Here is a 22536-nt window from a genome sequence, read left to right as displayed (position 1 = left end):
CCCTCAGTCCCATTCCAGGCCGCCGCGCCGCCATACGTACGCGTACGCGACGAAGACGGTGAGCACGAAGAGCAGCATCTCCACGAGCCCGAAAACACCCAGGGCGTCGAAGGTGACGGCCCAGGGGTAGAGGAAGACGATCTCGATGTCGAAGACGATGAAGAGCATCGCCGTCAGGTAGTACTTGATCGGGAAGCGCCCGCCGCCGGCCGGCGTGGGGGTCGGCTCGATGCCGCACTCGTAGGCTTCGAGCTTGGCGCGGTTGTACCGCTTCGGACCGATCAGCGTGGCCATGACCACGGAGAAGATCGCAAAGCCTGCCCCGAGGGCTCCCAGTACGAGGATGGGCGCATAGGCGTTCACCGCTCCTCGCTCCTCTCAGTCGGCACTGACTGGTGGCGGTCATGTCGGGCCCACTTCCGCCCCACCGGTCCCACGAGCCCCGCGCGTCCCGGGCGAAGATCGAGAACATGTGAAGCAGGTCACAAGCCCAACTGCCTCGCATCCTATGCCCGCCACTCTGTGATCTGCGACACGGGGTATTACACAAGCTTTGTGATCTCCACCACCTGACGAAGGATCATGAAGTCGGATGAGCGGTGATCTTCGTACGCGAAGCGTTCACCTGATCACCAGAAGTGACATTTTCGCTCAACGCCGCAGGCCAGAGGGCATGCCTCCATATCAAGAGGCTTCCCTTGCATGCAAATTGGCATCGAGTGCCACGTCCTGCTAAAGGAGCCCGTTCACACATCAGGGGGAGGTCCGGGGTGAGGTGTGGACGCGTGCACACATTCACGAAGTCGGCCGCGCGCGAGACGCCGCCCCTCCGGTGACCGTTCCGTGACCTCCGCCACATCCATGAGAACCGCCTGAGAACCGGGCTTGGCCACTGACCGCAACCAGTGGTAGGCGGAGGGCAATTCGGGCGTAATGATGAAAACCCGTGATCACGGGCTTGATCACCCACGTCCGCAATGTCCGTTACGGCGTCAATAAAGAACGACGCGCCCGGGATTCACGGTCTCGATTGAACAACTGTGGCGCAGCACACGTTTCTTGAAGATATGAAGGAGCCCCTGATACCGGTTGTTCTCATGCCCCACACCGCTCACATACGCAGCCACCGGAAGCCCCGCAACCGCAGCGCGTCGACCATCGCGATGCGGGCCGGAGTAGCCGGTGGCGTCCTCAGCCTCGCCGCTGCCGGCGCGTCGGCGTCGGCGAACGCCGCCGAGCCGGTGACACAGACGCTCGAACTGCCCACCCTGACGGCCGACCTGTCCGCTCAGGTCGCCCAGTCCGCGGACGCCACGCAGCAGGCGGCCGCGAACTACCAGCTGCAGGCCGAGCGTGACGCGGCCGCCGCAAAGGCCGCGAAGCAGGCCAAGTCGGACTTGGCTGAGGCGAAGAAGAAGGCGGAGGCCCGGAAGAAGGCCGCCGCCGAGGCCGCCCGCAAGGCCGCCGCCGAGCGCGCCTCGCGCAGCACCGCGCGGACGACCCTCAGCACCACCGCTCACGCGGGCTCCAGCACCTCCACGGGCTCGTCGACGGCCACCGGTTCGGCCGCGGCGATCGTCTCCTTCGTGAAGGCCCAGATCGGCGACACCTACATCTCCGGCGGCACCGGCCCGAACACCTGGGACTGCTCCGGCCTGGTGCAGGCCGCCTTCAAGCAGGTCGGCATCAGCCTGCCGCGTGTCTCGCAGGACCAGTCGACCGCCGGCACCCAGGTCTCGCTGAGCAACCTGCAGCCGGGCGACATCCTCTACTGGGGCAGCGCGGGCAGCGCGTACCACGTGGCGGTGTACGTGGGCGACGGTATGTTCGTCGGTGCGCAGAACCCGTCCACCGGCGTCGTGGAGAAGCCCCTCTCCTACGACCCGCCGACCGGCGCGGTGCGGGTGCTCTGAGAGCACCGAGTCTCGACGCGTGAAGGGCCGCAGCCGCTCGGGGGCAGCGGCCCTTCGGGCTCATCCCGGGATGTTCAGGCCGATTCCGGGCGCTTCGGGCTCACCCCAGGTCGAAGGTGTTGGGCAGTCCGAGCCGGTGGCGCAGTTCGTCGACCCGCTTCAGGGGCTCCAGCTCCGGCGGCCGGAACAGATCCAGGACGCGGCACCGCTCGGCGCCCGAATTGTCCGCATCCAGGAGCGCGTTGACGGCGCGCCGCGCGGACTCGTTGGCACCCTCCATCGTCGCCAGGTCCACGTCTGTGCGGATGTAGTCGCCCGCGAGGAAGAAGTTCGGCACCTTCGTGCGGGCCGAGGGGCGGTTGTAGAGGGTGCCCGTGGGGTGGATGAGGAGTTGTTCGCGGTTCTGCGGGTCGGGGCCGCCCAGGCCCGTCACGGCCGGGTCCATGAACCAGCCCAGCCGGTCCTCGTCGGTGAGGGTCGCCTTGCCGGAGTCGTTCAGCCCGTCCTTCAGCTGGGCCCAGAGTTCGGCGACGATCTCGTCCTTGGTGCACTCACGGGCCGTCTTGCCGTACAGGATGCCGGGTTTGTCCCACTCGGAGATGATCGTGGACAGGCATTCGTGGGCCCGACCGTCTCCGTAGTCGCGCGAGAAGTCCCTGACGTCCCAGAACTGGGACTGGCCGATGCCGGTCACCGCCCAGGGGGAGTCGAGGCAGTTGATGTGCCCGTGCACGACGGGTGTGGGCGTGCGCAGGTAGAACATCACGCCGGTCATCCAGTCCGTCTTCAGGGCGTCGCACCGGCCGAGCTGCGGGTCGGCCGCGCGCAGGGCCCGGCCCCAGGTCGCGCGGGCGTGCTCGACGGGCATCGCGCTGACGTAGTTGTCGGCGGTGATCACGCGCTCCTGGCCGCCGTCGCGGGCCGAGACGCGTACGCCGGTCACCCGCCCGCCCTCGTACACCACCTCCCGCACCTGTGTCCCGAGCGCGAACCGGACCCCGAGGGAGCGCAGATGCGTCTCCCAGGGGTCGATCCAGGCCTCGCTCGTGGGGGCGTTGAGGACGCGGTCGACCTCGGCGTCGCCGTCCATGCCCCGGCCGAGCAGGCCCCACAGCAGCAGGGCCTCGATGATGACGCGGCCCACCGTGCGGGTGGAGGCGATCTCCGCGCGGGTGGCGACCAGGTTGCGGGTCTGGCCGATGCCGAGGAGCACCTGGTACTCCGTGCTCATCTGCCCGGCGCGGATGAAGTCCCACCACGCCGTCTTCTCCCACTGGTCCTCGCGGCGGGCGTCGCAACTGGTGAGGTGGACCAGAAGGCGATCGGCGAAGTAGGCGACCTCGTGGGCGGGTAGCCGGGTGCCGAGATCGAGCACGGACAGGATCTGGTCCCGGAGCCAGGACGGCGTGATGTCGCCGGGCGCGGGCGGGGTCGTCGCCCTGCGCAGCGGGAAGTGCAGGTCCGGGCGGTCGGCGGCGCGGGCGAACAGGGCCTCGGTGCCGCTGCGGAGGTTGTCGTGGACGCCGCCTGCGTTCCCGGGGAACGGGATGCGGCGCAGGGTGTCGGGCAGATTCCGGTAGAAGCCGGGGAAGAAGCGGAAGCCGTGCTCGCCGGGGAGCGGCCTGCGGCCGTCGGTGCCCGTTCCGGGGACGTCCATCGAGCGGGCCTTGCCGCCGAGGACGTCGTAGTACTCGTAGACGGTGACGGCGTAGCCGCGTTCGGCGAGTTCGTGGGCGGCGCTGAGGCCGGAGACGCCGCCGCCGAGCACCGCGACCCGCTTGCCCCCTAAAGAGGCTCCGGCCGCGTGCGCGGCGGCGGCCGAGGTGGTGGCGCCGACCGCTCCCGCGGCAACCGCTCCGCCGGCGGTCGCGAGGAAGCGTCTGCGGGAGTGTCCGACGTGCTCCTGGGACTGCTGCGCGAGTTCTGCTGTCATGAGACCCGGAGGGTAGGGAGGGGCTCCGGATGCCGGAACCCGCTTCACCCGTCACCCACGGCATCCTCACAATCACAAGGAGACAGTGATGCCAAGCGTGTTCGTCCAGGGCCGGCCCGTCGCGTCCTATCCCCCGCTCGCCCCGGAGGCCCGGCGCGGGTCGGTGCGGCGCATCACCGAGGTCGGCGAGGAGGTCCTGCACAAGCCGTGCCGGGACGTCACCGAGTTCGGGCCCGATCTCGCCGCGCTCATCGACGACATGTTCCTGACCATGTATGTCGCCGACGGCGCGGGACTTGCGGCGAACCAAGTCGGGGTCGATCTGCGCCTGTTCGTGTACGACTGCCCCGACGACGATGGTGTCCGACATGTCGGGCACATCGTGAATCCCGTCCTGGACCCGCTCGACCCGGTCGGGCGCCGGCTGCTCGACGAGGGCGAGGGGTGCCTGTCGGTGCCGGGCGCGGTCATGGACGTACCGCGCCCCGACCGGGCCGTCGTGCGCGGGCAGGACAGGGACGGCCTGCCGCTCGTGATCGAGGGAACGGGGTACTTCGCGCGCTGCCTCGCCCACGAGACCGACCACGTGAACGGTCAGGTGTACCTGGACCGGCTGTCCCGGCGGGAGCGCGCGCAGGCGCTGCGGCAGGTGGCGGACCGGCGCGACGAGGTGTTCGCCCGCCGGGCCGCCAACACCGAGGCGCTGAGCGGCTAGGGTCTTTCGTTTGGATCAGGCCGGATCAGGGAGCGGGGTCTGGTGCCGTGCATCGCAAGGCGGAGGAGGGCGTCATGGCGGAGCCATGGCAACCGACGACAACGCGGCTGGGGGTACCCCCTGCTCGAAGAGCTTGGGGAGCGGTGCCAGGGCCCGCGAGCCCGGCATGATCCGAACGAGAGGCCATAGCTAGGCCCTGTCGTCAAACGACAGGACCCAGGGCTCGTGGCGGGTCAGGCCTTCGGTGCCACCTTGCTCAGGCCGTTGATGATCCGGTCCATCGCGTCGCCGCCCGTCGGGTCGGTGAGGTTGGCCAGGAGCTTCAGGGTGAACTTCATCAGGAGGGGGTGGGTGAGGCCGCGCTGGGCGGCGATCTGCATGACCTTCGGGTTGCCGATGAGCTTCACGAAGGCGCGGCCCAGCGTGTAGTAGCCGCCGTAGGTGTCCTTGAGGACGCGCGGGTAGCGCTGCAGGGCCAGTTCGCGCTGGCCCGGCGTCGCCCGCGCGTGCGCCTGGACGATGACGTCGGCGGCGATCTGGCCGGACTCCATGGCGTAGGCGATGCCCTCGCCGTTGAAGGGGTTCACCAGGCCGCCGGCGTCGCCGACGAGCAGCAGGCCCTTGGTGTAGTGCGGCTGGCGGTTGAAGGCCATCGGGAGCGCGGCGCCGCGGATGGGGCCGGTCATGTTCTCCGGGGTGTAGCCCCAGTCCTCCGGCATGGAGGCGCACCAGGCCTTCAGGACCTCGCGCCAGTCCAGCTCCTTGAAGGAGTCGGAGGTGTTCAGGACGCCCAGGCCGACGTTGGACGTGCCGTCGCCCATGCCGAAGATCCAGCCGTAGCCCGGCAGCAGGCGGTCCTGGGCGCCGCGCCGGTCCCACAGCTCCAGCCAGGACTCCAGGTAGTCGTCCTCGTGGCGCGGGGAGGTGAAGTACGTACGGACCGCGACGCCCATCGGGCGGTCCTCGCGGCGGTGCAGGCCCATCGCCAGGGACAGCCGGGTGGAGTTGCCGTCGGCGGCCACCACGAGGGGAGCGTGGAAGGTGACTTCCCGCTTCTCCTCGCCGAGCTTGGCCGTGACGCCGGTGATGCGGCCGGTGCGGTCGTCGACGATCGGGCCGGAGACGTTGCAGCGCTCGTACAGCCGCGCGCCCGCCTTCTGGGCGTTGCGGGCCAGCTGCTCGTCGAAGTCGTCGCGCTTGCGGACGAGTCCGTAGTCGGGGAACGAGGCAAGATCAGGCCAGTCCAGCTGGAGCCGGGAGCCACCGCCGATGATCCTCAGGCCCTTGTTGCGCAGCCAGCCGGCCTCTTCGGAGATGTCGATGCCCATGGCCACGAGCTGCTTGACGGCGCGCGGGGTGAGGCCGTCGCCGCAGACCTTCTCCCGCGGGAACTCGGTCTTCTCCAGCAGGAGTACGTCGAGGCCGGCCCGGGCGAGGTGGTAAGCGGTCGCGGAGCCGGCTGGCCCCGCGCCCACGACGATCACATCGGCGGTGTGGTCGGAGAGGGGCTCGGTCACGGCGGGATCTCCCCTGAGTTCGAAATCTGCGTGCTGACGGGCACTGGACATGGGCAGTCTATTCAGCAGGATTGATCACCCGGCTGAAGGGCTGCCCCCGTGAAACGAGCTCTCCCCGCAGTACGGCTGCGTGTCCCCACTCACGAGGACGCGTTCACCTGGCACCGGGCCTTCGCCGACCCGCAGGTCATGGAGTTCCAGGGCGGCAGGGCCGCGGAGTTGTCCGTCTACGAGGAGCTCACCGCCCGCCAGCGCCGGCACGACGCGGAGCGCGGTTTCTGCCTGTGGTCCGTGCTCGACGAGAGCGGCGAGGTCATCGGTTTCACGGGCGCCCAGCCGTGGGAGCGCAAGTGGGGCCCGACGGGCGAGATCGAGGTCGGCTGGCGGCTCGGGCGGGCGCACTGGGGCAAGGGGTATGTGACGGCGGCCGCGCGGGAGACCCTGGAGCGGCTGCGGGCGGCGGGCGTGCCGAGCGTGGTGGCGATGGTGGACGCCAGTAACGAGCGCTCCATCGCGGTCACCCGGCGGCTGGGGATGCGTCTCGCGCAGACGTATGTGACGCCGGAGACGGAGCGGCAGAGAGCACGGCAGGGGCACTGCTACCGCCTTGATCTGTGACTCGTAACTCAAAGTAATGATCTGTCACAGAAAGACACCTACCGCTTCCGGCTGTTGGCGCGGCGGCGTTACCCTTCCAGTACCGCTGGGGGTGACATCTGTGCATATAACACCCAAAACGCCCGAAGTGCGCGTACCACGCCTTGTCGGTCTGATGGCCGTGGACGCGCGCGAGACCGCCCAGGCGTGGGGGCTGTCGTTGAACGCGCCGGACCGGCCGGACTTCCACCACACCGTCGTCGACTACGTCGTCCGCCAGTACCCGCAGCCCGGTGCCGAGGTGCCGCGGGACTCCATGGTCTACGTGTGGTTCGACTTCGGTGAGGGAGAGGGCGGCGGAGGCATCCGCGAGCCACGCATTCCGCGCCCGCCCCGGGGCGGGCTGCAACGCGAACTCGACGAGCCCGGTGACGCCTTCGAGATGATCAACCGGTGAGCCGGAGGCTCAGCTCTCCTTGAAGCCACGGTGCAGGGCGACCACCCCGCCGGTGAGGTTCCGCCAGGCGACCTTCGACCAGCCCGCCCCGCGCAGCCGCTCGGCCAGCGCGGGCTGGTCGGGCCAGGCGCGGATGGACTCGGCGAGGTAGACGTACGCGTCCGGGTTGGAGGAGACGGCGCGCGCGACCGGCGGCAGGGCCCGCATCAGGTACTCGGTGTAGACGGTCCTGAAAGGAGCCCATGTCGGGTGCGAGAACTCGCAGATCACCACGCGCCCGCCGGGGCGGGTCACCCGGTACATCTCGCGCAGCGCGGCGTCCGTGTCCTGCACATTGCGCAGCCCGAAGGAGATCGACACCGCGTCGAAGGTGCCGTCCTTGAACGGCAGCCGGGTCGCGTCGCCGGCCGTGAACGGCAGCCAGGCGTTGCGCTTCTTGCCGACCTGGAGCATGCCGAGGGAGAAGTCGCAGGGGACGACGTACGCGCCCGTCTGCGCGAAGGGCAGCGACGAGGTGCCCGTGCCGGCGGCGAGGTCCAGGATCTTCTGCGCGGGGCGCGCGTCGACCGCCCTCGCGACCTCCTTGCGCCACCGCCGGTCCTGGCCGAGCGACAGGACGTCGTTCGTCAGGTCGTACCGTTCCGCCACGTTGTCGAACATCGAGGCGACTTCGTGCGGCTGCTTGTCCAGGGATGCGCGGGTCACCCGCCCATTGTGGCAGCAGGGGGTACGACGCCCGGGCAGCCCCCTCGGCATCGTCACGGCTCGGGCCCCGGGCAGCCTCCCGGCGGCCCCTGGCAACATTCCCTCCGGGAGACGCGAGGCGGTTCCGTCCTGGGCCAGAGACGACGAGAGCGGGTACGTACGCGATGAGGGGTTTCCTGAGGCCGGCGGCCGGGCTCACTTGCACGTTCGCACTGGCGGTCACGGGATGCTCCGCGGACTCGGACTCCGGCGGCACGTCGTACGCCTCCGACGGTACGTCGTACGCCCCCTACGTCAGTGCCACGGACGCGTCCGCCACCGACTCCGCCGGCTCCCCGGCGACGTACAACCTATCCTTCGTGATCTCGAACGGCAGCGGCTGCACGCCGAAGTGGGACGGGTCGGAGGCCATCGGCGACCCGGCGGTCCAGTCCCGTATCGCGCGGCTGAAACGGGACGGCGCGACGGTGCGGGTGTCCTTCGGCGGGGCGTCCGGCAAGGAGCTGGCGCAGGCCTGCGACTCCGCGTCCGAACTGGCGGCGGCCTACGGCAAGGCGCTGGACGACGCGGGCTCCGCCCGGGCCGACTTCGACATCGAGGGCGCCACGCTGACCGACTCCGACTCGGTCGCCCTGCGGTCGAAGGCGATAGCGGAGCTCCAACGGGACCGCCCGGACCTGGAGGTCACCTTCACCCTGCCCGTGATGCCGTCCGGCCTCGACTCCGACGGCCTCGCACTGTTGGAGTCCGCGAACACGTACGACGTGCAGGTCTCCACCGTCAACATCATGACGATGAACTACGCCGAGTCGTACGACGGCGACATGGGCGACTACGCCCTCACCTCGGCCAGGGCCACCCACGCCCAGCTGAAGAAGGTCTTCGCACTGTCCGACGCGGACGCCTGGCGGGGCATGGCGCTCACCTCGATGATCGGCGTCAACGACGTGGCGGGCGAGACGTTCACGCTCTCCGACGCGGCCCAGGTGCGGGCGTTCGCCGAGAAGAAGGAGATCGCCTGGGTGTCGATGTGGTCCTCCTTCCGCGACCGGCAGTGCGCGCACGGGCGGTCCGGGCGGGACGACCCGGCGACCGACTGCAGCGGTGTGAAGCAGAGTTCGGGCGCCTTCGGACGGAGCTTGTCCGGCTGAGCCCGGTCAGCGGCCCCGGTACACCAGCCGCCCGCCGATCACGGTCGCCACGCAGGTCCCGGCGCCGCGCCGGACCAGTTCGGCACGGTCCGCGACGTCGAAGACCGCGAACCGGGCGGGACCGCCCGGCACCAGCCTCGGCAGCAGGATCAGCGGGGTCGGGGAGAGCGCCGCCGGGCCCGGGAGCCGGTCCGGCCGCTGTCCCACCGCGAGGCCCGCCCTGCGCACCGCGTCGACCACCGCCCGCGACCGCAACTCCCCGGCCACCGCCACCGTTCCGTGCGCCAGCATCCGCTGGATCCCGCGCCGCGCGCTCGCGCCGAGGCGTGCGGGGTCGGTGCGGAAGATCTCCCGGGCCCGCGGTCCGCCGATGGGCTCGGTGCCGAGGGAATCGGCCTCGCGCGGGTCGGGATGGTAGGTGGCCTCAAGGAGCTCCGGGCCGTACGGGTTCAGCAGTCCGGGCGTGAGGATGCCGGGCCAGCGCCGCACCCTCGCCTGCGGGTGGGCGTCGGCCAGTTCCTGGTACGGGCCGACGGCGGCGACGGACGCCCCGTCGACCAGGACCGCCGCCTCGGGCGACTGCTCGGCGACGTGAAGTGTCAGCACGGAACCCCTGATCGGCTCTGGTCGGCTCTGGTCGCTGTGATCGGCTCTAGTTGGACGCGAGCAGCTTCAGCTCGGGATGCGCCGTGCCGCCCTCGATCGCCGTGGACGAGATGTGCGACATCACCCGCTCGTCGACCGGGTCGTTCGCCGGGTCGTCGTGGACGACGAGGTGTTCGTACGTCGTCGAGCGCTGCGCCGGGACCCGGCCCGCCTTGCGGATCAGGTCGATGATCTCCAGGCGGTTGGAGCGGTGCTTGGCGCCGGCCGAGGAGACGACGTTCTCCTCCAGCATGATCGAGCCGAGGTCGTCGGCGCCGTAGTGCAGCGACAGCTGGCCGACCTCCTTGCCCGTGGTCAGCCAGGAGCCCTGGATGTGCTGGACGTTGTCCAGGAAGAGCCGGGCGATCGCGATCATCCGCAGGTACTCGAAGAGCGTGGCCTGCGTGCGGCCCTTCAGGTGGTTGTTCTCGGGCTGGTAGGTGTACGGGATGAAGGCGCGGAAGCCACCCGTGCGGTCCTGCACCTCCCGGATCATCCGCAGGTGCTCGATGCGCTCGGCGTTGGTCTCGCCGGTGCCCATGAGCATCGTGGAGGTCGACTCCACGCCCAGCTTGTGCGCGATCTCCATGATCTCCAGCCAGCGCTCGCCGCTCTCCTTGAGCGGGGCGATGGCCTTGCGCGGGCGCTCGGGCAGCAGCTCGGCACCGGCGCCGGCGAAGGAGTCCAGACCGGCCCGGTGGATCCGGGTGATGGCCTCCTCGACCGACACCTTCGAGATCCGGGCCATGTGCTCGACCTCGCTCGCCCCCAGGCTGTGGATGACGAGCTGCGGGAACTCCTTCTTGATGGCGGCGAAGTGCTTCTCGTAGTACTCGACGCCGTAGTCCGGGTGGTGGCCGCCCTGGAACATGATCTGCGTGCCGCCCAGCTCGACGGTTTCCGCGCAGCGGCGCAGGATGTCGTCGAGGTCGCGGGTCCAGCCCTTGGCGGTGTCCTTGGGCGCGGCGTAGAAGGCGCAGAACTTGCACGCCGTGACACACACGTTCGTGTAGTTGATGTTGCGCTCGATGATGTACGTCGCGATGTGCTCGGTGCCGGCGTACTTACGGCGGCGTACGGCGTCGGCGGCGGCGCCGAGCGCGTGCAGCGGGGCGTCGCGGTAGAGGTCGAGCGCCTCCTCGGGCGTGATGCGTCCGCCCGCTGCGGCACGGTCGAGCACAGACTGGAGGTCGGCCTTCTCGGTCACCGGGGCGTCCCTTTCGTCAAGGGTTGTGGACGGACCGAACCAGCCTACGCCAGGGCGTTCAACCGTCCGACCTCAGGCTGTGTACGCGCCGATCAGGATCCCCACGAACGCGCCCGCGATCAGGAACGGGCCGAACGGGATCGCCGTCTTGCGACCGGCCCGTCCCAGGGCGACGAGGGCGCCCCCGTACAGCGCGCCCAGCAGGAACCCGGCGAAGGTGCCGAGCATCACCGTCGGCCAGCCGTACCAGCCCAGGGCGGCGCCCGTCCCCAGCGCCAGCTTCACGTCGCCGAAGCCCATGCCGGCGGGGTTGATGAGGAACAGCACGAAGTAGCCCGCGCCGAGGGCGAGGGCGCCGTACAGCGCGGTGAACCAGTCGCCGGCGTGCTCGGGCAGCAGGGCGGCCAGGCCGAGCAGGCCGAGGGCGGCGGCCGCGAGCGGCAGCGTCAGCGCGTCCGGCAGCCGCCGCACCCGGAAGTCCACTGCCGCCAGCAGCACCCCGACGGGCGACAGCAGCAGCCAGACGGCGAGTTCGGGGCGGGTGCCGGTGGCGGCGGCGAGGGCGGCGCACACCAGGGCGGTGGCCGCGGCGAGGAGGAGGGCGTTCGGGCCGTACGAGGCCTCGTCGCACTGCCCGCACCGTGCCGGCCCGATCCACCCGTGGACCGGATGCCCGCCCGGGCACTGGTCCCGCCACGGCTCCTCCGCAGGGACCGAGAGCCGGTAAGCGGCCCGGGGCAGCAGGAGGGCGCCGGCCGCCACGCCCCACAGCGCGGCGGCGACGACCGGCAGCAGGTCGGTCATCCGGCCGCGGCGACGCTGTCGCGCCAGGTCGGGAGCAGCTCGTCGAGGAGCGCCTCCGTGCGCGGCGGCAGGCCGCGCGCCCCGCTGCGGCCGACGAGGTCGGCGGCCAGCGAGCGGAGCCGGTCGGTGTCGCCGGTGGCGTGGGTGGCGCGCAGCAGCTCGTTGAACAGGCGCTCGTCGGCCGGGGCGGAGTTCAGGGCGGCGTTCAGCGCCTCGATCGCCCGCTCGGCGCGGTCCTTCTCCAGGTGGAACGCGGACAGGGCGAGGCCGATGTCGGCGACCAGCAGGGGGAGTTGGGCATCGATGATCTCGTGGGTGAGCCAGCGGTAGCGGCCCTCGGGCCGGTCGGCGAGCAGCGGTCCGCGGACCAGGACCAGCGCGTCGGTGAGCGTCCGCCCGCGCACGGCACGGTTGTCGACGCCCTTGCCCTGCGTGGCCTCGTAGTAGAGGGAGCGCAGCACGTCCAGGTCGGAGACGACTGACTTGGCGAGCGTGAGCCGGCCCGTCTCGTCGGTGGTGAGGCGGGGCGTGCCGTCCGGGTCGGCGCCGAGCCAGGCGCGCAGCCGCTCGACGAGCGCGTCCCGTACGTCCTCGGTGACCCCGCGCGGCCACAGCGCGGAGGCGAGCACCCGCGGGTGCACACCCTCACGGTGCAGGAGCAGCAGGGCGAGCGCCTCGTGGAGCAGGGCGCTGCGTTCGCCGTCCGGGGTGTCGAGGCCGATGATCTCGTACGGGCCGACCAGGCGCGCGTACACCGCGGGCCGCCCCTGCTCGCTGATGTCGACCAGGAACGGCGGGGCGTTGGTGGGCCCGTCCGGGTCCCGCTCGGGGTCGGCCTCGACGAACAGCTCGACGACGGCACGCTGTTGGGTGGCGGGCAGGAGCTGCGCGTCGAGCTCCAGGCCGAGCAGCGGGGCGAGCAGCTTGCCCGCGGCCGTGATCTCCATCTCCCAGGCGGCGCCGGGCAGATCGCCGCTCTCGGCGCCGACGAGGTAGCCGATGCCGAGCCGGCTCGCGTCGGCGGCGAGTTCGGCGAGCCTGACCGCGTCCTCGGCGGAGGGCTGGGCGGCGAGCAGGACCAGGTGCGGAGCCCAACGGGTGTGCTGGGCGGGCCCGGTACGGCCGGTCAGGACCGAGTCGTGCCCGGCGGCACCGAGTGCTCCGCGCCGCTGCCGCGTCTCCGCCTCCATGGTTTCGAGGAGGGCCTCGATGCCGTCGAGGTGGCGCAGCCGGTTGGGCGCGAGCGCGGTGAGGTCCTCGCCGAAGCCGACGAGGGTGATCGTCATGCGGTCGGACCAGCCGTTGGTGGCGAGTTCGGCGGCGACGGAGGAGAACACGGCGGCCCGGTCGGCCTCGCGTCCGCTCAGGGAGACGAGGCCGGGCACGGCCTCCAGGTTGAGGAGCAGCCGCGAGTCGTCCATGGTGCCGAGGCTGACGAGGCCGGGGTACGGGGCCGCGGTGTCGACCTCCTCGTACCGCTCGGCGTCGGACCGGGCGAGCAGCCAGAACGTCTGGTCCTGGCCCAGCTGCCAGGGCGTGGGCGGCTTGCCGGCGGGCTGGGCGAGCTGGAGGTGCAGGTCGCCGTTGCTCAGCCAGGCGGCGTAGACGACGGGCAGCGCGCGGGACTCGGCGGCGAGGGAGGCGGCGAGGCCGCGCAGCGACCGGTCGAGGAGTCGTACGCCCTCGGGGTCGGCGCCGACCAGCAGCGCGTCCTGCACGTCCTGGGCGTCCCCGGTCGGCGTGGGCGGCTCCATGCCGCGCCGTCCGCCGACGGCACCGAGCGCCGACTGCCACATCGCCTGGCGACGCCGGCGCCCGAGGGCACCGAGCAGGCCGGCGGCGAGGAGCGGGGCGCCGACGAGGGCCTCGGGCAGGCGGAAGGAGTGGCCGACGGAGGTGGAGCCGGTGGCGGCGGGGGTGGCGTGCTGCCGCTCCTGGCCCCCGTCCGAGGCGGGCCGCTGCTCGGGCACGGAGGTGTGGGAGGCGCCGGAACCGCCGCCGCTCGCGTGCTGCCCCTGCTCCTGTTCCTGGGCGTGGTCCCCGGTCTTGGCGTAGTCGTGGATCTGCTGGCGGACCTCGGAGGAGACATGCGCGTCGGGGTTCTCGACGAGCTCGCCGCCGTGCGCGTCGCCGGGCATCTCCATGATCCAGCCGGGCCGGATGAGGCTGGCCTCGGACAGGCGCGAACCGTCGGGCTGGATCCGGTCCTTGTTGAGCTCGTAGATCTCCTTGTACCGGCGGCCGTCGCCGAGGTGGCGCTGCGCTATCTCCCACAGGGAGTCGTGGTGGCGGCCCTCGGGCGGCTGGATCCGGTAGTACGTAGTACTTCGCGTCGCCGTACTTCGCGTCGCCGTGTCGCCGTGCTTGGCCGTGCCGCCCCCGGCGTCGGCGTGGGCGGTGGCGTGCGAGGCCTGCTCGGCGAGCGCGGCCGCGGTACCGGCGGCCTGCTCCTGCTGCTGCGCGAGGAGGCCGGGCGTCTGCTGGGCGGCGGCGACGGTCCCCTTCTGGTTCCCCTCCATGCTGTGCCCGAGCTGCGAGAGCCCCGGCGTGAGGCTGGCCGCCGTGGCACCGACCAGCAGCAGCGCGGCGACGAGTTGCCGGGCGAGGAGCTGGCTGGGGCCCGCGCCGGGTACGCGCCCCGGGATGCCCACACCGGACAGCGCGGCCTTGACCTCCACCAGCACGCAGGCCGTGAACTGGGCCCAGGCGAGCCACACGATCACGGTGAGCACGTGCAGGAAGGTCGTGACGGTGATCTCCTGCTGCAGCCAGTCGAGGCTCGGCACCCCGTGCGGCAGCGGCCACCCGACGGTCACCGCCAGCGCGCCGGGCACGCCGGCGACGAGCACGAGCAGCGCGAGGAAGGCGAAGAACGCCTTGACGAAGTCCCCGAACGTACGCCGCCGGATGCGCACCGGCTGCGGTGTCCGGTTCCGCGGGCCCGTGGGGCTTCCCGTCGAGCTTGATGTCCTGCGTCGCGCCATGGCGGGTGTCCTGGGTCGTGTGTGGGAGGAGTGGGTTCGGGGGGTGGGTCGAGCCTACCGAGATCCTATTGACTGGGACTGACAGCGTCGAAAAGGTCCGCCGGGGACCAGGGGACCATCGCCGCCCGATTCCTCATTTCCCGCCCCATAGGCCGGGGTTGCACCACGCCTCCGGCCCACCCGGGACGCCCTTCCCGCCCCTCCCGCGCCCCACCCTCACATTCCCCACACATCCAACTCCGGTGCGACCGGCCTGCGGTGTCCTCAGTCCCTCAGGCTCGCCAGCGCGAACCCGATGAGTTCGTCGATGCCGATTTCCCGCGGTGTGCCGCTCTGCGTCTCCCATTCCGCGACGAACCAGGCGCCGTGCCATTCGACACGCCACACCGCGCCGTGCCGGTTCTCGAACTCGACGAAGCTCCCCGTGCCCCCGTCCATCCGGCGGAGCTCCTCGACCAGCCGATCCGGCTCGGCGAAGCCGCGCCCGGGGTCCGTACTCCGGGCGCGGGTGCGCGTATTGGCGTACCGCATCTTCAGAAAGGGAAGGGGAGACCGGTCCAGATGAGTCGGACGCAGCATTCGATAGCGCGTCACCGCCTCGTCGAGGGGCTCGCCGCCGGAGAACTCGCAGACGTGAGCCGGGAACATCAGCCGGACGTACGGGTCCGTGGTGCCGGCTGCGCCGTGCGGACCTCGCGGACATCGAGCGTGGCCGGACGCCCCTCTCCCCCGCCGAGGTGACGCCGTACCGGCTTCCGGTGGACCTCGGCGGCGGAGTCGGTGGCATGAGCCTTCCGCAGCTGCTGTCGGCTCTGGGAGTCGCCGACCGGTACGGGCCCGCGGCCGACCTGGAGCGGGTCGCCTACGCATTCGTCGACTACTACGCGCCGAAGCGGCTCCTCGAATACGTGGCCAGGGCTCCGCTGCCCCTCCCCGACGAAGCACGCCGCTTCCTCGCGGACTACGCCAAGACCTACACCCCGGTCACCTTCGAGGGCGACGAGCACGCATGACCCGCACCGGCACGATTGCCGCTCACACCGACAGCGTCCCCGCGATGTCGTCCCCCATCCGCTCCGTCGGCTCGTCCAGGATCGGTTCCGTCCAGGACAGGGTCAGGGTGATCGCCGTGCGCATGCCCTTCGGGCGGACCCCGTAGAAGAGCGAGCGGATCACTGGGCGGGGGCCGAGCAGGCGCTTCTTCTCGCCGACGAAGTTCTGCCGGATGCGGACGGCGTCGCCCAGCGGGAGGCGCAGCCTGCGGACGTCCGGTTCGCCGAACTCCCCTACCGCCATGTGCTCGGTCAGCCAGGCGAGGGACACGTCCGGGACCGTGTCGTCGGGGTGGATGGCGTCGAGTTCCATGATCGCCGCCACCGCGTTGTGACCGCTGACGTACCAGCCGAAGGCGGCCAGCGGAGTGCGGGTGCGGCTGTCGGCGGCCGCCCGCTTCAGGTCCCGGGTCAGGGCGCGGACGTCGGCCTTCTCCCCGTCACGGGCGTAGCGCTCGGCGAGCTCCTCCGCCTGGTACTTGGCCCAGTAGTCCAGGTCCAGGTGCACGGCCGGGTCCATGGTCGGGTCCGCGTCGCCGGTGCCCGTGCCCGTGCCTGTCACCGGGAACGGCACCCAGTCCTCCGAGCACTCGAGGCCCAGGTTCGACAGGTCGTCGCTCAGGGGGTCGTCGGTCATGGTGTCGTCACTCCGTCCAGGTCAGCGACGCCGCGATCGCGTCGAAGAGCTCCGCCATCGCGTCCGCGATCTGCTCCAGCGGCGTCGAGAAGGTGAGCAGCAGGAACGCCGCCGTGCCGGGGACGGGGACGTGGTACTCCACCGAGAGCGAGTGGTGGACCTGCCGCGCGTCCTCCTCGCCCGGCTGCCGTATCAGCCTGCGCACCCGCACGGCCGGGCCCGAGGGCAGTTCCTCGACGCTCGCCGTTCCCCCGTCCGCCGCCGACAGCGTCTCGGCGAGCGCGTCGAGCGGCAGCGGTGCCGCGTGCCGCAGCGGGGCGAGGGTGACGAGGAGGGAGGCGGGGATGGTGAAGGGGCCGATCTCCTGGAGGCTGAGGTACAGCTCGATGCCGCCCGAGCGGTGCGCCTTCGCGGCCCGGCGCCGCAGGTCCTTGCGGAGGTCCTCCTTGAGGTGCGGCGCGTTGTCGATGCCGTGGAACTGGCGCTCCACCAGCGCGTCGACCGCCTTGTCCCGCTGCTCCGGCGGGTCGAGGAGGATCCGGAACCAGCCGTCCGGCAGGAGCAGACGGTAGTCGGCCGGGGGCGCGGTCTCCTGGAGTCCTGTCATGCGGCTTGCTCCGTGAGGGGGCGGTCCGGTGCCGGATCCGCCGGTCGGTCCAGCCGGAGGCGGCTGTGCAGTTGGTGGGCGAGGTAGGGGACCGCCTGGAGCACGGCGCCGAGCGCGCCCAGGACGATCACGGCCGGGGCCGTCGCGGGGTGCGTGTCCGGCATGCGCATGCCCCAGGCGATCGAGAAGTACGAGGCGAGGGCCATGACCGCGGTGGACGAGACGCCGGCCGGGGTGCCGGAGAAGCGGGACACGCGCCGTGCGGCGCGGGGGGAGGCGGGCAGCGGGTCGGCACCGAGCGCCGGGTGCTTGGGCCAGGCGGCCTTGCCGCTCGGCTCTCGCTCGGTCTCCCGCAGCCCGGCGGCCCCGGCCGCCGCGCGCAGCCACGCCCAACCCTCCGCCCCGGCCGTACCGCCGAACCAGGGGCCCCAGGGCAGGGCGGCCCGCAGCTCCTCGCCCGGCCCCCGCAGTTCGACGCCGACCGGTGCACCGGCCCGGTTCCGCACGCGGACCAGGGTCGTCAAGGCATGCGGGCCGGTCAGCGGCAGCCAGTACTCCCGACCGTCGGTGTATCGCAGGACGAGATCGCGGTCCTGCACGCGCAGTTCGGTGTCCCGCCGGAACCGTACGGTCGCTCCCGGCCCGTCCGCGGGGGCCGGCCGGACCCGCTCCCGTACGACGGGGTCGTACCGCCGAAGTCGCATCCGCGTCCCGAGCCGGAGGGCCAGCCGTGCCGCCGGGGCCACGAAGGCGGCGACGGCGGCCGGCAGGACGAGCCACGGGGACAGCGAGCCCGAGAAGACGACGACCGTGAACGCGGCGAACCACACGCCCCCGGCCACCAGCCGCGTCGCCCAGTACCAGGCGGGGAGGTCGCCGCCCCGGCCCAGCCGCACGGCTCCCCGGCGGCGGTCCCCCCTCGCCACCCGCGGATCGTCCGCGTCGCGCACCACGTGCAGGGGGACGCCCGCCGCCTTGAGCAGCGCCGACACCCCGGTGCGGCCGAGCAGTTGCTCCCCGCGCACGGAGCGCTTGGGCAGCGCGGGCGCTTCGGGAAGCCAGTCCTCGATGTCGAACCAGGCCAGCAAGGCCCCGTTCCGGTCCTGGAGTTGGACCTCGCCCCAGGAGCCGGTGACCGGTGGCCCCATGCGTTCCCGGTCCGCGCCGGGCACGTCGACGAAGACGGCGCGGGTGATGCCGCCGGGGCCGACCGGGAGCCGCAGTGACCGCCGCCGCGTGCGCAGCACGAGCTCGGTGCCGTCCAGGTACAGGCGGGAGGTGTGGCAGCGTTCGAGCCCGGGTCCGCGCCCGGCTGCCGGTCGCAGAGCCGGCTCGGGAGTCATCCCGCGACCTTGTCGTAGAGGGACGTCACCGTGCCGTAGGCGCCTTCCGCGCCGGCCGCCACGCCCGCGAACGTGGATCCGGCCCAGACGTTGGTGTGCGCGCTGAAGTTGCTCAGCGCGCCGCTGACCTCGGGCAGCTTCAGTCCCGCGGGGGCGATGCCGTCGAGATCGGAGGCGGTACGGGCCAGTTCGGGGTCCAGGGTGCCCAGCGAGCGGGGTGCGGCCATCCCTTTGAGCCCCTCGCTCCAGCCCTGCTTGGAGAAGGCGCTGCCGATCGACTTCGCGCCGTCGACGGTGTCCCGGTACATGGAGACGGGGCTGAAGCCCTCCTTGAGGTTGCTCCAGGTGGGGAACTTGCCCTTCGGCATGGTGCGCATCGCCTCCGCCGCGGCCTTGCCCCGGATCGCGCCCTGGGCCCCGCGGTTGGCCAGGTTCCACGCCTTGCCCGACTTCATGCCCGAGGCGACGGCGTTGCGGAACAGCCCGCTGCGGGCGAGCGCCTTGCCTCCGGCGGCCGCGCCCCGGGCGCCCGACATCGCGGCCCGGCCGATGCCGAAGGTCGCGACGCCCACGGCGTCCAGGATGACCGACTTCCAGCTTCCCTCGCCGCCCAGGGCGAGCACCAGGTCGGTGGCGAGGGCGACGACGCTGGCGAGCAGGGCGACCGCGTTGGCGACGGCGGCGATGGCCTGGCCGATGACGGGGATCCAGCCGAGCGCGAGGGCTGCGACACCCGCCCACAGGGCGATGCGGCCGGCCCATTTCGAGATCTGGGTCAGCCAGCCCGCGTTCTCGTGCACCCAGTTCTTGAACTTGTCCGTCCAGCCGTCCTTGAGCCCGTCGCCCTCGATGACGTCGTGGATGGCGTCGGCGGCCAGTCCGGCGGCCCGGTCACGGATCCCCTTGGCGGCTTCGAGGGTGTCCTTGGCCGCCGACAGCGCCGAGTCGGCGTGCTCCTTCTGCTTGGTGAACTTCTTGCTGTCCGGGTCGTCCTTCGGGGTGTCGTGGGGCTGCCCGTCGAGGGACCGCTGGGCGGTGGTGAGGTCGCCGTGGGCGGCCTCGGCGTCGTGCAGCGCCTTGTCGGCCAACTGCTGGGCGCGGTGCAGTTCCGAGGCGTACTCGTTGCTGCACACCCCGTCCCGGACCTGGGTGCCGAGGGCGTTGGCCGCCTCGTCGTACCGCTTGAACGCCCTGCGCAGCTTGTCGCCCGCGCCCTCGGCGGAGCCGCGGAACTCGGTGGCCGTCTTGCCCTTCCAGTTCTCCACCGAGGCAAGGGCCTTGATCTCGCGGGCCTCCTTCTCGATGGCCTCGGCGGTCCTGCGCAGCTCACGGCCGAGCGCGGCCACCTCCTCCGGGTCACCGGGCACCGGATCCGACGACTCGCCGAGCACGGACCAGCGGTCGGCGGCTGGGCGGGCGCTCATTTCTTCGCCCCCTTGGCCTGCTTGCCGTCCTTGTCGGCCTTCCTGAGGGCCTCGGCGAGTTCGTGGTCGAGCTGGTCGTACGAGTCCGCCGCGGTCTTGGTGATCCCGGCGAGCTGCTTCAGTTCCTCGGTGAGCTTCCCGCGGTGGATCTTCCAGTTGCTGCCGAACTTCTCGAAGGCGTCCAGCACCTTCTGCGAGCCGATCTCGCCGACGCCGTAGCCCTCGGCGGGGTTGGCGCGCTCGGCGAAGGTGTCGCGGATGCGCGTCAGCGCTCTGGAACACTCTCGGATCCGATCGATGTCCGCCTGCTGATCACTCACGCGTACGCTCCCCCTCCCGCACCACGGCCCCCGGCGCGCGCACCGGTCACAGACGGGTCAGCCTGCCCGTGACGGGTAAGGGCGGAGGGGCTGAAGGTAGGAAGAAAGTAAGAATCTCCGAGCGGGTCCGGGCTCAGGCCTCCCGCAGCACCGCCAGGGCGAACGCCAGCCGGCGGTCGAGCCAACTCGCCTGCGGGAGATACGCCTTGACGCCCTCCAACTGCTCGCAGGTCAGGACCCCGGGCTCGTCGTCGCCCTCGGCGCGCCAGGTCACCGGACGGCTCTCGTACGAGCTGGTGCGGGCGTCGCCCTCCACGCCCAGGCTGAGGACGGAGTCGACCACGCTGCCGACCACCGCGCCCGCGCCGCGCACCACGTTGTCCTTGCCGCGCGTCGCGATCTCCTTGGCGCTGCCCCGCGCCCAGTGGTAGCGGGCCACGGCGTCCGGACGACCGGGCTGCTGGAGCCACCAGCCGTGCTGGACGGTGCGCCTGGCGGCCGGGGTCCGGTGGACGAGGCCCAGTTCCGCGCCCCCGTCGGCGGTCACCCGGTAGCGGGCGCCCGACTTCTCCGGCGTAAGGGCGCAGACCAACTCGGTGGGACGTGCGGCGTCGTACAGCGCGTACGAGGGCGTCTCGCCCCCGTCGTCGGCGACGAGCACCGCCGGGGCGTGGTAGCGGACACCGTCGTGCGTCGACGGCATCCGAATCGCCCGCGGTCCGGTCAGCGGCTTACGGGTCAGGCTGCCGGCCCGCAGCACCTCGCCCACCGTGAACCAGCCCGCCCGGTCCCACGGCACGGGCGGTACGTCCGGCTCCGTCTTCCGCCGCCCGAACACCGCCGCTCAGCCCACCTGGTTCTCGGCCACGGCCTGCCCGTGCACGACGACGTCGCCGCCGTAGAACATGCCGGTGAACACGGGCTCGTACGTCAACTGCACCTGGACCTCGACCTCCTCGGCGTCGGCCGCCACGCAGTGGGTCGCGGCGATGTCGGCGCCGGACAGGTCCATCTCGCGGGCGTAGGCCTTCACCCGGGCGTCGCAGTTCTGGAAGTTGATCGGCGCGGGGCCGCCCTGGTTGTCGTAGAGGGCCTCCCTGTCGATGTCCTGGGCGGCGTAGCGGGCGGCCTGTTCGGCGATGTCGGCGGCCCGTTCGCGCTTGGAGATGGACAGGCCGCCGTCGATCACGAACGCGGACAGGGAGAGGAAGACCAGCGCGAAGATGATCACCGCTCCGGCGCCGGAGCCGCGGTCGTCCAGGCGGGTGCGACGGTCGGACCACCAGGTCCGTACGGCTGCTCTCACGCCGACCTCCGGTACGGGTCCAGCGACGAGGAGAAGCTGGCGGACAGATGGGTGGGGATGTCCAGTCCCAGCATCGCCAGGCCCCGGACCTGGCAGCTCACCTCGACCGTGAAGAACGGGTCGACCTCGGGGTCGAAGCCCGCGCTCTTCTGTACGACGGAGACCGGCCCGGAGCAGACGTCCGCGAGGTCCGCCTCGGCGGCCTTGCGGGCCTCGGTCATGGCCGTGCCGTGGTCCTTCTGGATGGAGCCGGCCCGGGCCGCGTCGCGCGCGGCGCCGTCGATCGCGCCCCGGCCGTCGACCAGTTGGCCGAACGCCACCAGGACCAGGATGAACAGGATCATCACCGGGGCGAGGATGACGACCTCGACGGTCGACAGTCCCCGGTCGTCCCGGTGGCCGGAGGTCATGCGTGTGCGCAGGGAGGCGAGGGACATCTAGTTCTCCCCCTCCTTCACGAACCGCTCCACCGGCCCCGACGACTGCGCGTGCACCGTCAGGTCCAGCCCGGGGAACACCGTGGGCACCCGTGCCGTGATCTCCACACCGACCGTGTTCCGCTCCGGCTGGAGCATCGTCACGTCCGGCGACAGCACCAGCTGCGGGCCCAGTTGCCGGATGTAGTCGTCGACCACGTCCCGGGCCTCGCCCCGCCAGGCGCCGGGCTGTTCGTCGGCCGTGGCGCGGGCCTTGCGGGCGCCGGCCTGGGCCGCCGCCTGGGCCACGTGGTCGGCGAAGAAGTACAGGGCGAACTGGACGGTTGCGAAGATCATGAAGAAGAGGACGGGAGTGAGCAGCACGAACTCGATCGCGGTCATGCCGGAATCACCGGCGTCCCCCCGCGCGGCCCTGGCCCGGCGGCGCGCCCATCTGCCCACGCCCACAAACAACCCCGTCATCCCCGTCGTGTCGTACGTGCGATCCCGTAACCGCGATCAGCAGGTCTTGGACGCGCTGGCACCCTTGATGCAGTCGCCGACCTTGTTGGCGCCGTCGCTCAGCGCGGTGTTGATGATGGCGGCCACCACGCCGACGATCGCCACGACGACCGCGGAGATGATGACCCACTCGACGGCGGAGGCACCGCGGTCCAGTTCGCCGGAGCGGGCGCGCTGGACGCGGCCCGACAGGAAGGTGACCAGGAAGTCCACGGCCGGGATCCCGGTGCTGACGTTCCGTCCGTTCATGATGAGTTGTCCTTTCGAAACAGTTCGCTGGG

The 22536-nt window shown here is 71.6% G+C and carries 25 protein-coding genes; 6 read left to right on the top strand and 19 right to left on the bottom strand.

Going from position 1 to position 22536, the window contains the following annotated elements:
* Positions 1-3: 3 nt before the first annotated feature.
* Positions 4-363 (bottom strand): NADH-quinone oxidoreductase subunit A, encoded by a 360-nt coding sequence (locus ACWGKT_RS23740; RefSeq protein WP_007383963.1) that lies wholly within the window; start codon positions 361-363, stop codon positions 4-6.
* Between the two features lie 734 nt (positions 364-1097).
* On the opposite strand from ACWGKT_RS23740, the gene ACWGKT_RS23735 reads away from it, so the two are divergent.
* Positions 1098-1913, top strand: coding sequence for a C40 family peptidase (locus ACWGKT_RS23735; protein ID WP_453275262.1), 816 nt, complete (start codon positions 1098-1100; stop codon positions 1911-1913).
* Positions 1914-2013: 100 nt separating this feature from the next.
* Here ACWGKT_RS23735 and ACWGKT_RS23730 read toward each other — a convergent pair whose 3' ends face one another.
* On the bottom strand, positions 2014-3846 hold the full coding sequence (locus ACWGKT_RS23730) for a hydroxysqualene dehydroxylase (protein WP_453275261.1): 1833 nt from the start codon (positions 3844-3846) through the stop codon (positions 2014-2016).
* Positions 3847-3934: 88 nt separating this feature from the next.
* On the opposite strand from ACWGKT_RS23730, the gene def reads away from it, so the two are divergent.
* A complete protein-coding gene (gene def, locus ACWGKT_RS23725) occupies positions 3935-4561 on the top strand; it encodes a peptide deformylase (RefSeq protein ID WP_453275260.1) in 627 nt (208 codons plus the stop codon).
* A gap of 233 nt (positions 4562-4794) precedes the next feature.
* On the opposite strand, the gene ACWGKT_RS23720 is transcribed toward def, so the two are convergent.
* Positions 4795-6129, bottom strand: coding sequence for a geranylgeranyl reductase family protein (locus tag ACWGKT_RS23720; RefSeq protein ID WP_356144115.1), 1335 nt, complete (start codon positions 6127-6129; stop codon positions 4795-4797).
* Between the two features lie 48 nt (positions 6130-6177).
* Here ACWGKT_RS23720 and ACWGKT_RS23715 point away from each other — a divergent pair, with 48 nt between their 5' ends.
* Positions 6178-6696: a GNAT family N-acetyltransferase gene (locus ACWGKT_RS23715; RefSeq protein WP_453275259.1), complete on the top strand. Its 519-nt coding sequence runs from the start codon at positions 6178-6180 to the stop codon at positions 6694-6696.
* 127 nt (positions 6697-6823) lie between these two features.
* On the top strand, positions 6824-7132 hold the full coding sequence (locus ACWGKT_RS23710; RefSeq protein ID WP_356144113.1) for a PASTA domain-containing protein: 309 nt from the start codon (positions 6824-6826) through the stop codon (positions 7130-7132).
* Positions 7133-7141: 9 nt separating this feature from the next.
* On the opposite strand, the gene ACWGKT_RS23705 is transcribed toward ACWGKT_RS23710, so the two are convergent.
* Positions 7142-7837: a demethylmenaquinone methyltransferase gene (locus ACWGKT_RS23705; RefSeq protein WP_356144111.1), complete on the bottom strand. Its 696-nt coding sequence runs from the start codon at positions 7835-7837 to the stop codon at positions 7142-7144.
* Between the two features lie 164 nt (positions 7838-8001).
* On the opposite strand from ACWGKT_RS23705, the gene ACWGKT_RS23700 reads away from it, so the two are divergent.
* Positions 8002-8988: a chitinase gene (locus tag ACWGKT_RS23700; RefSeq protein ID WP_453275258.1), complete on the top strand. Its 987-nt coding sequence runs from the start codon at positions 8002-8004 to the stop codon at positions 8986-8988.
* A 6-nt stretch (positions 8989-8994) separates the two neighbouring features.
* Here ACWGKT_RS23700 and ACWGKT_RS23695 read toward each other — a convergent pair whose 3' ends face one another.
* From ACWGKT_RS23695 to ACWGKT_RS23675, 5 genes are all read right to left on the bottom strand, one after another.
* Positions 8995-9594 carry an imidazolonepropionase-like domain-containing protein gene (locus ACWGKT_RS23695; RefSeq protein WP_453275257.1) on the bottom strand — a complete coding sequence of 200 codons (600 nt, stop codon included), beginning with the start codon at positions 9592-9594 and terminating at the stop codon, positions 8995-8997.
* Between the two features lie 46 nt (positions 9595-9640).
* Positions 9641-10840 (bottom strand): cyclic dehypoxanthinyl futalosine synthase, encoded by a 1200-nt coding sequence (gene mqnC, locus ACWGKT_RS23690; RefSeq protein ID WP_356144105.1) that lies wholly within the window; start codon positions 10838-10840, stop codon positions 9641-9643.
* 72 nt (positions 10841-10912) lie between these two features.
* Positions 10913-11644 (bottom strand): prepilin peptidase, encoded by a 732-nt coding sequence (locus ACWGKT_RS23685; RefSeq protein WP_453275256.1) that lies wholly within the window; start codon positions 11642-11644, stop codon positions 10913-10915.
* On the bottom strand, positions 11641-14628 hold the full coding sequence (locus tag ACWGKT_RS23680; protein WP_453275255.1) for a BTAD domain-containing putative transcriptional regulator: 2988 nt from the start codon (positions 14626-14628) through the stop codon (positions 11641-11643). The genes ACWGKT_RS23685 and ACWGKT_RS23680 overlap by 4 nt, the downstream gene beginning before the upstream one ends.
* Positions 14629-14892: 264 nt before the next feature.
* Positions 14893-15276 carry a hypothetical protein gene (locus tag ACWGKT_RS23675; protein ID WP_453275254.1) on the bottom strand — a complete coding sequence of 128 codons (384 nt, stop codon included), beginning with the start codon at positions 15274-15276 and terminating at the stop codon, positions 14893-14895.
* Positions 15277-15413: 137 nt separating this feature from the next.
* Between ACWGKT_RS23675 and ACWGKT_RS23670 the strand changes: the two genes are divergently transcribed.
* Positions 15414-15641 carry a hypothetical protein gene (locus ACWGKT_RS23670; RefSeq protein WP_453275253.1) on the top strand — a complete coding sequence of 76 codons (228 nt, stop codon included), beginning with the start codon at positions 15414-15416 and terminating at the stop codon, positions 15639-15641.
* Between the two features lie 22 nt (positions 15642-15663).
* Here the strand turns inward: ACWGKT_RS23670 and ACWGKT_RS23665 are convergent, their stop codons facing one another.
* The 10 genes from ACWGKT_RS23665 to ACWGKT_RS23620 form a co-directional block, all read right to left on the bottom strand.
* Positions 15664-16317, bottom strand: coding sequence for a hypothetical protein (locus ACWGKT_RS23665; protein WP_453275252.1), 654 nt, complete (start codon positions 16315-16317; stop codon positions 15664-15666).
* A 7-nt stretch (positions 16318-16324) separates the two neighbouring features.
* On the bottom strand, positions 16325-16924 hold the full coding sequence (locus ACWGKT_RS23660; RefSeq protein WP_453275251.1) for a hypothetical protein: 600 nt from the start codon (positions 16922-16924) through the stop codon (positions 16325-16327).
* Complete coding sequence (locus ACWGKT_RS23655) at positions 16921-18267, bottom strand: hypothetical protein (RefSeq protein ID WP_453275250.1); 1347 nt, start codon at positions 18265-18267, stop codon at positions 16921-16923. Before ACWGKT_RS23655 ends, ACWGKT_RS23660 begins: the two co-directional genes overlap by 4 nt.
* Positions 18264-19691, bottom strand: coding sequence for a putative T7SS-secreted protein (locus ACWGKT_RS23650; RefSeq protein ID WP_453275249.1), 1428 nt, complete (start codon positions 19689-19691; stop codon positions 18264-18266). Before ACWGKT_RS23650 ends, ACWGKT_RS23655 begins: the two co-directional genes overlap by 4 nt.
* Positions 19688-20011: a hypothetical protein gene (locus ACWGKT_RS23645; protein WP_453275248.1), complete on the bottom strand. Its 324-nt coding sequence runs from the start codon at positions 20009-20011 to the stop codon at positions 19688-19690. Before ACWGKT_RS23645 ends, ACWGKT_RS23650 begins: the two co-directional genes overlap by 4 nt.
* 133 nt (positions 20012-20144) lie before the next feature.
* Positions 20145-20849 carry a hypothetical protein gene (locus tag ACWGKT_RS23640; protein ID WP_453275247.1) on the bottom strand — a complete coding sequence of 235 codons (705 nt, stop codon included), beginning with the start codon at positions 20847-20849 and terminating at the stop codon, positions 20145-20147.
* Positions 20850-20855: 6 nt separating this feature from the next.
* Positions 20856-21317: a TadE/TadG family type IV pilus assembly protein gene (locus ACWGKT_RS23635; RefSeq protein ID WP_453275246.1), complete on the bottom strand. Its 462-nt coding sequence runs from the start codon at positions 21315-21317 to the stop codon at positions 20856-20858.
* Positions 21314-21754, bottom strand: a complete 441-nt coding sequence (locus ACWGKT_RS23630; RefSeq protein WP_453275245.1) for a TadE/TadG family type IV pilus assembly protein — start codon at positions 21752-21754, stop codon at positions 21314-21316. Before ACWGKT_RS23630 ends, ACWGKT_RS23635 begins: the two co-directional genes overlap by 4 nt.
* On the bottom strand, positions 21755-22216 hold the full coding sequence (locus ACWGKT_RS23625) for a TadE family protein (protein ID WP_374295321.1): 462 nt from the start codon (positions 22214-22216) through the stop codon (positions 21755-21757).
* A 36-nt stretch (positions 22217-22252) separates the two neighbouring features.
* Positions 22253-22504 carry a hypothetical protein gene (locus ACWGKT_RS23620; RefSeq protein WP_235459403.1) on the bottom strand — a complete coding sequence of 84 codons (252 nt, stop codon included), beginning with the start codon at positions 22502-22504 and terminating at the stop codon, positions 22253-22255.
* Positions 22505-22536 lie beyond the last annotated feature (32 nt).

The sequence above is a fragment of the Streptomyces sp. NPDC054794 genome, assembly GCF_053611585.1.
This window is presented reverse-complemented; position numbering and strand designations above follow the sequence as displayed.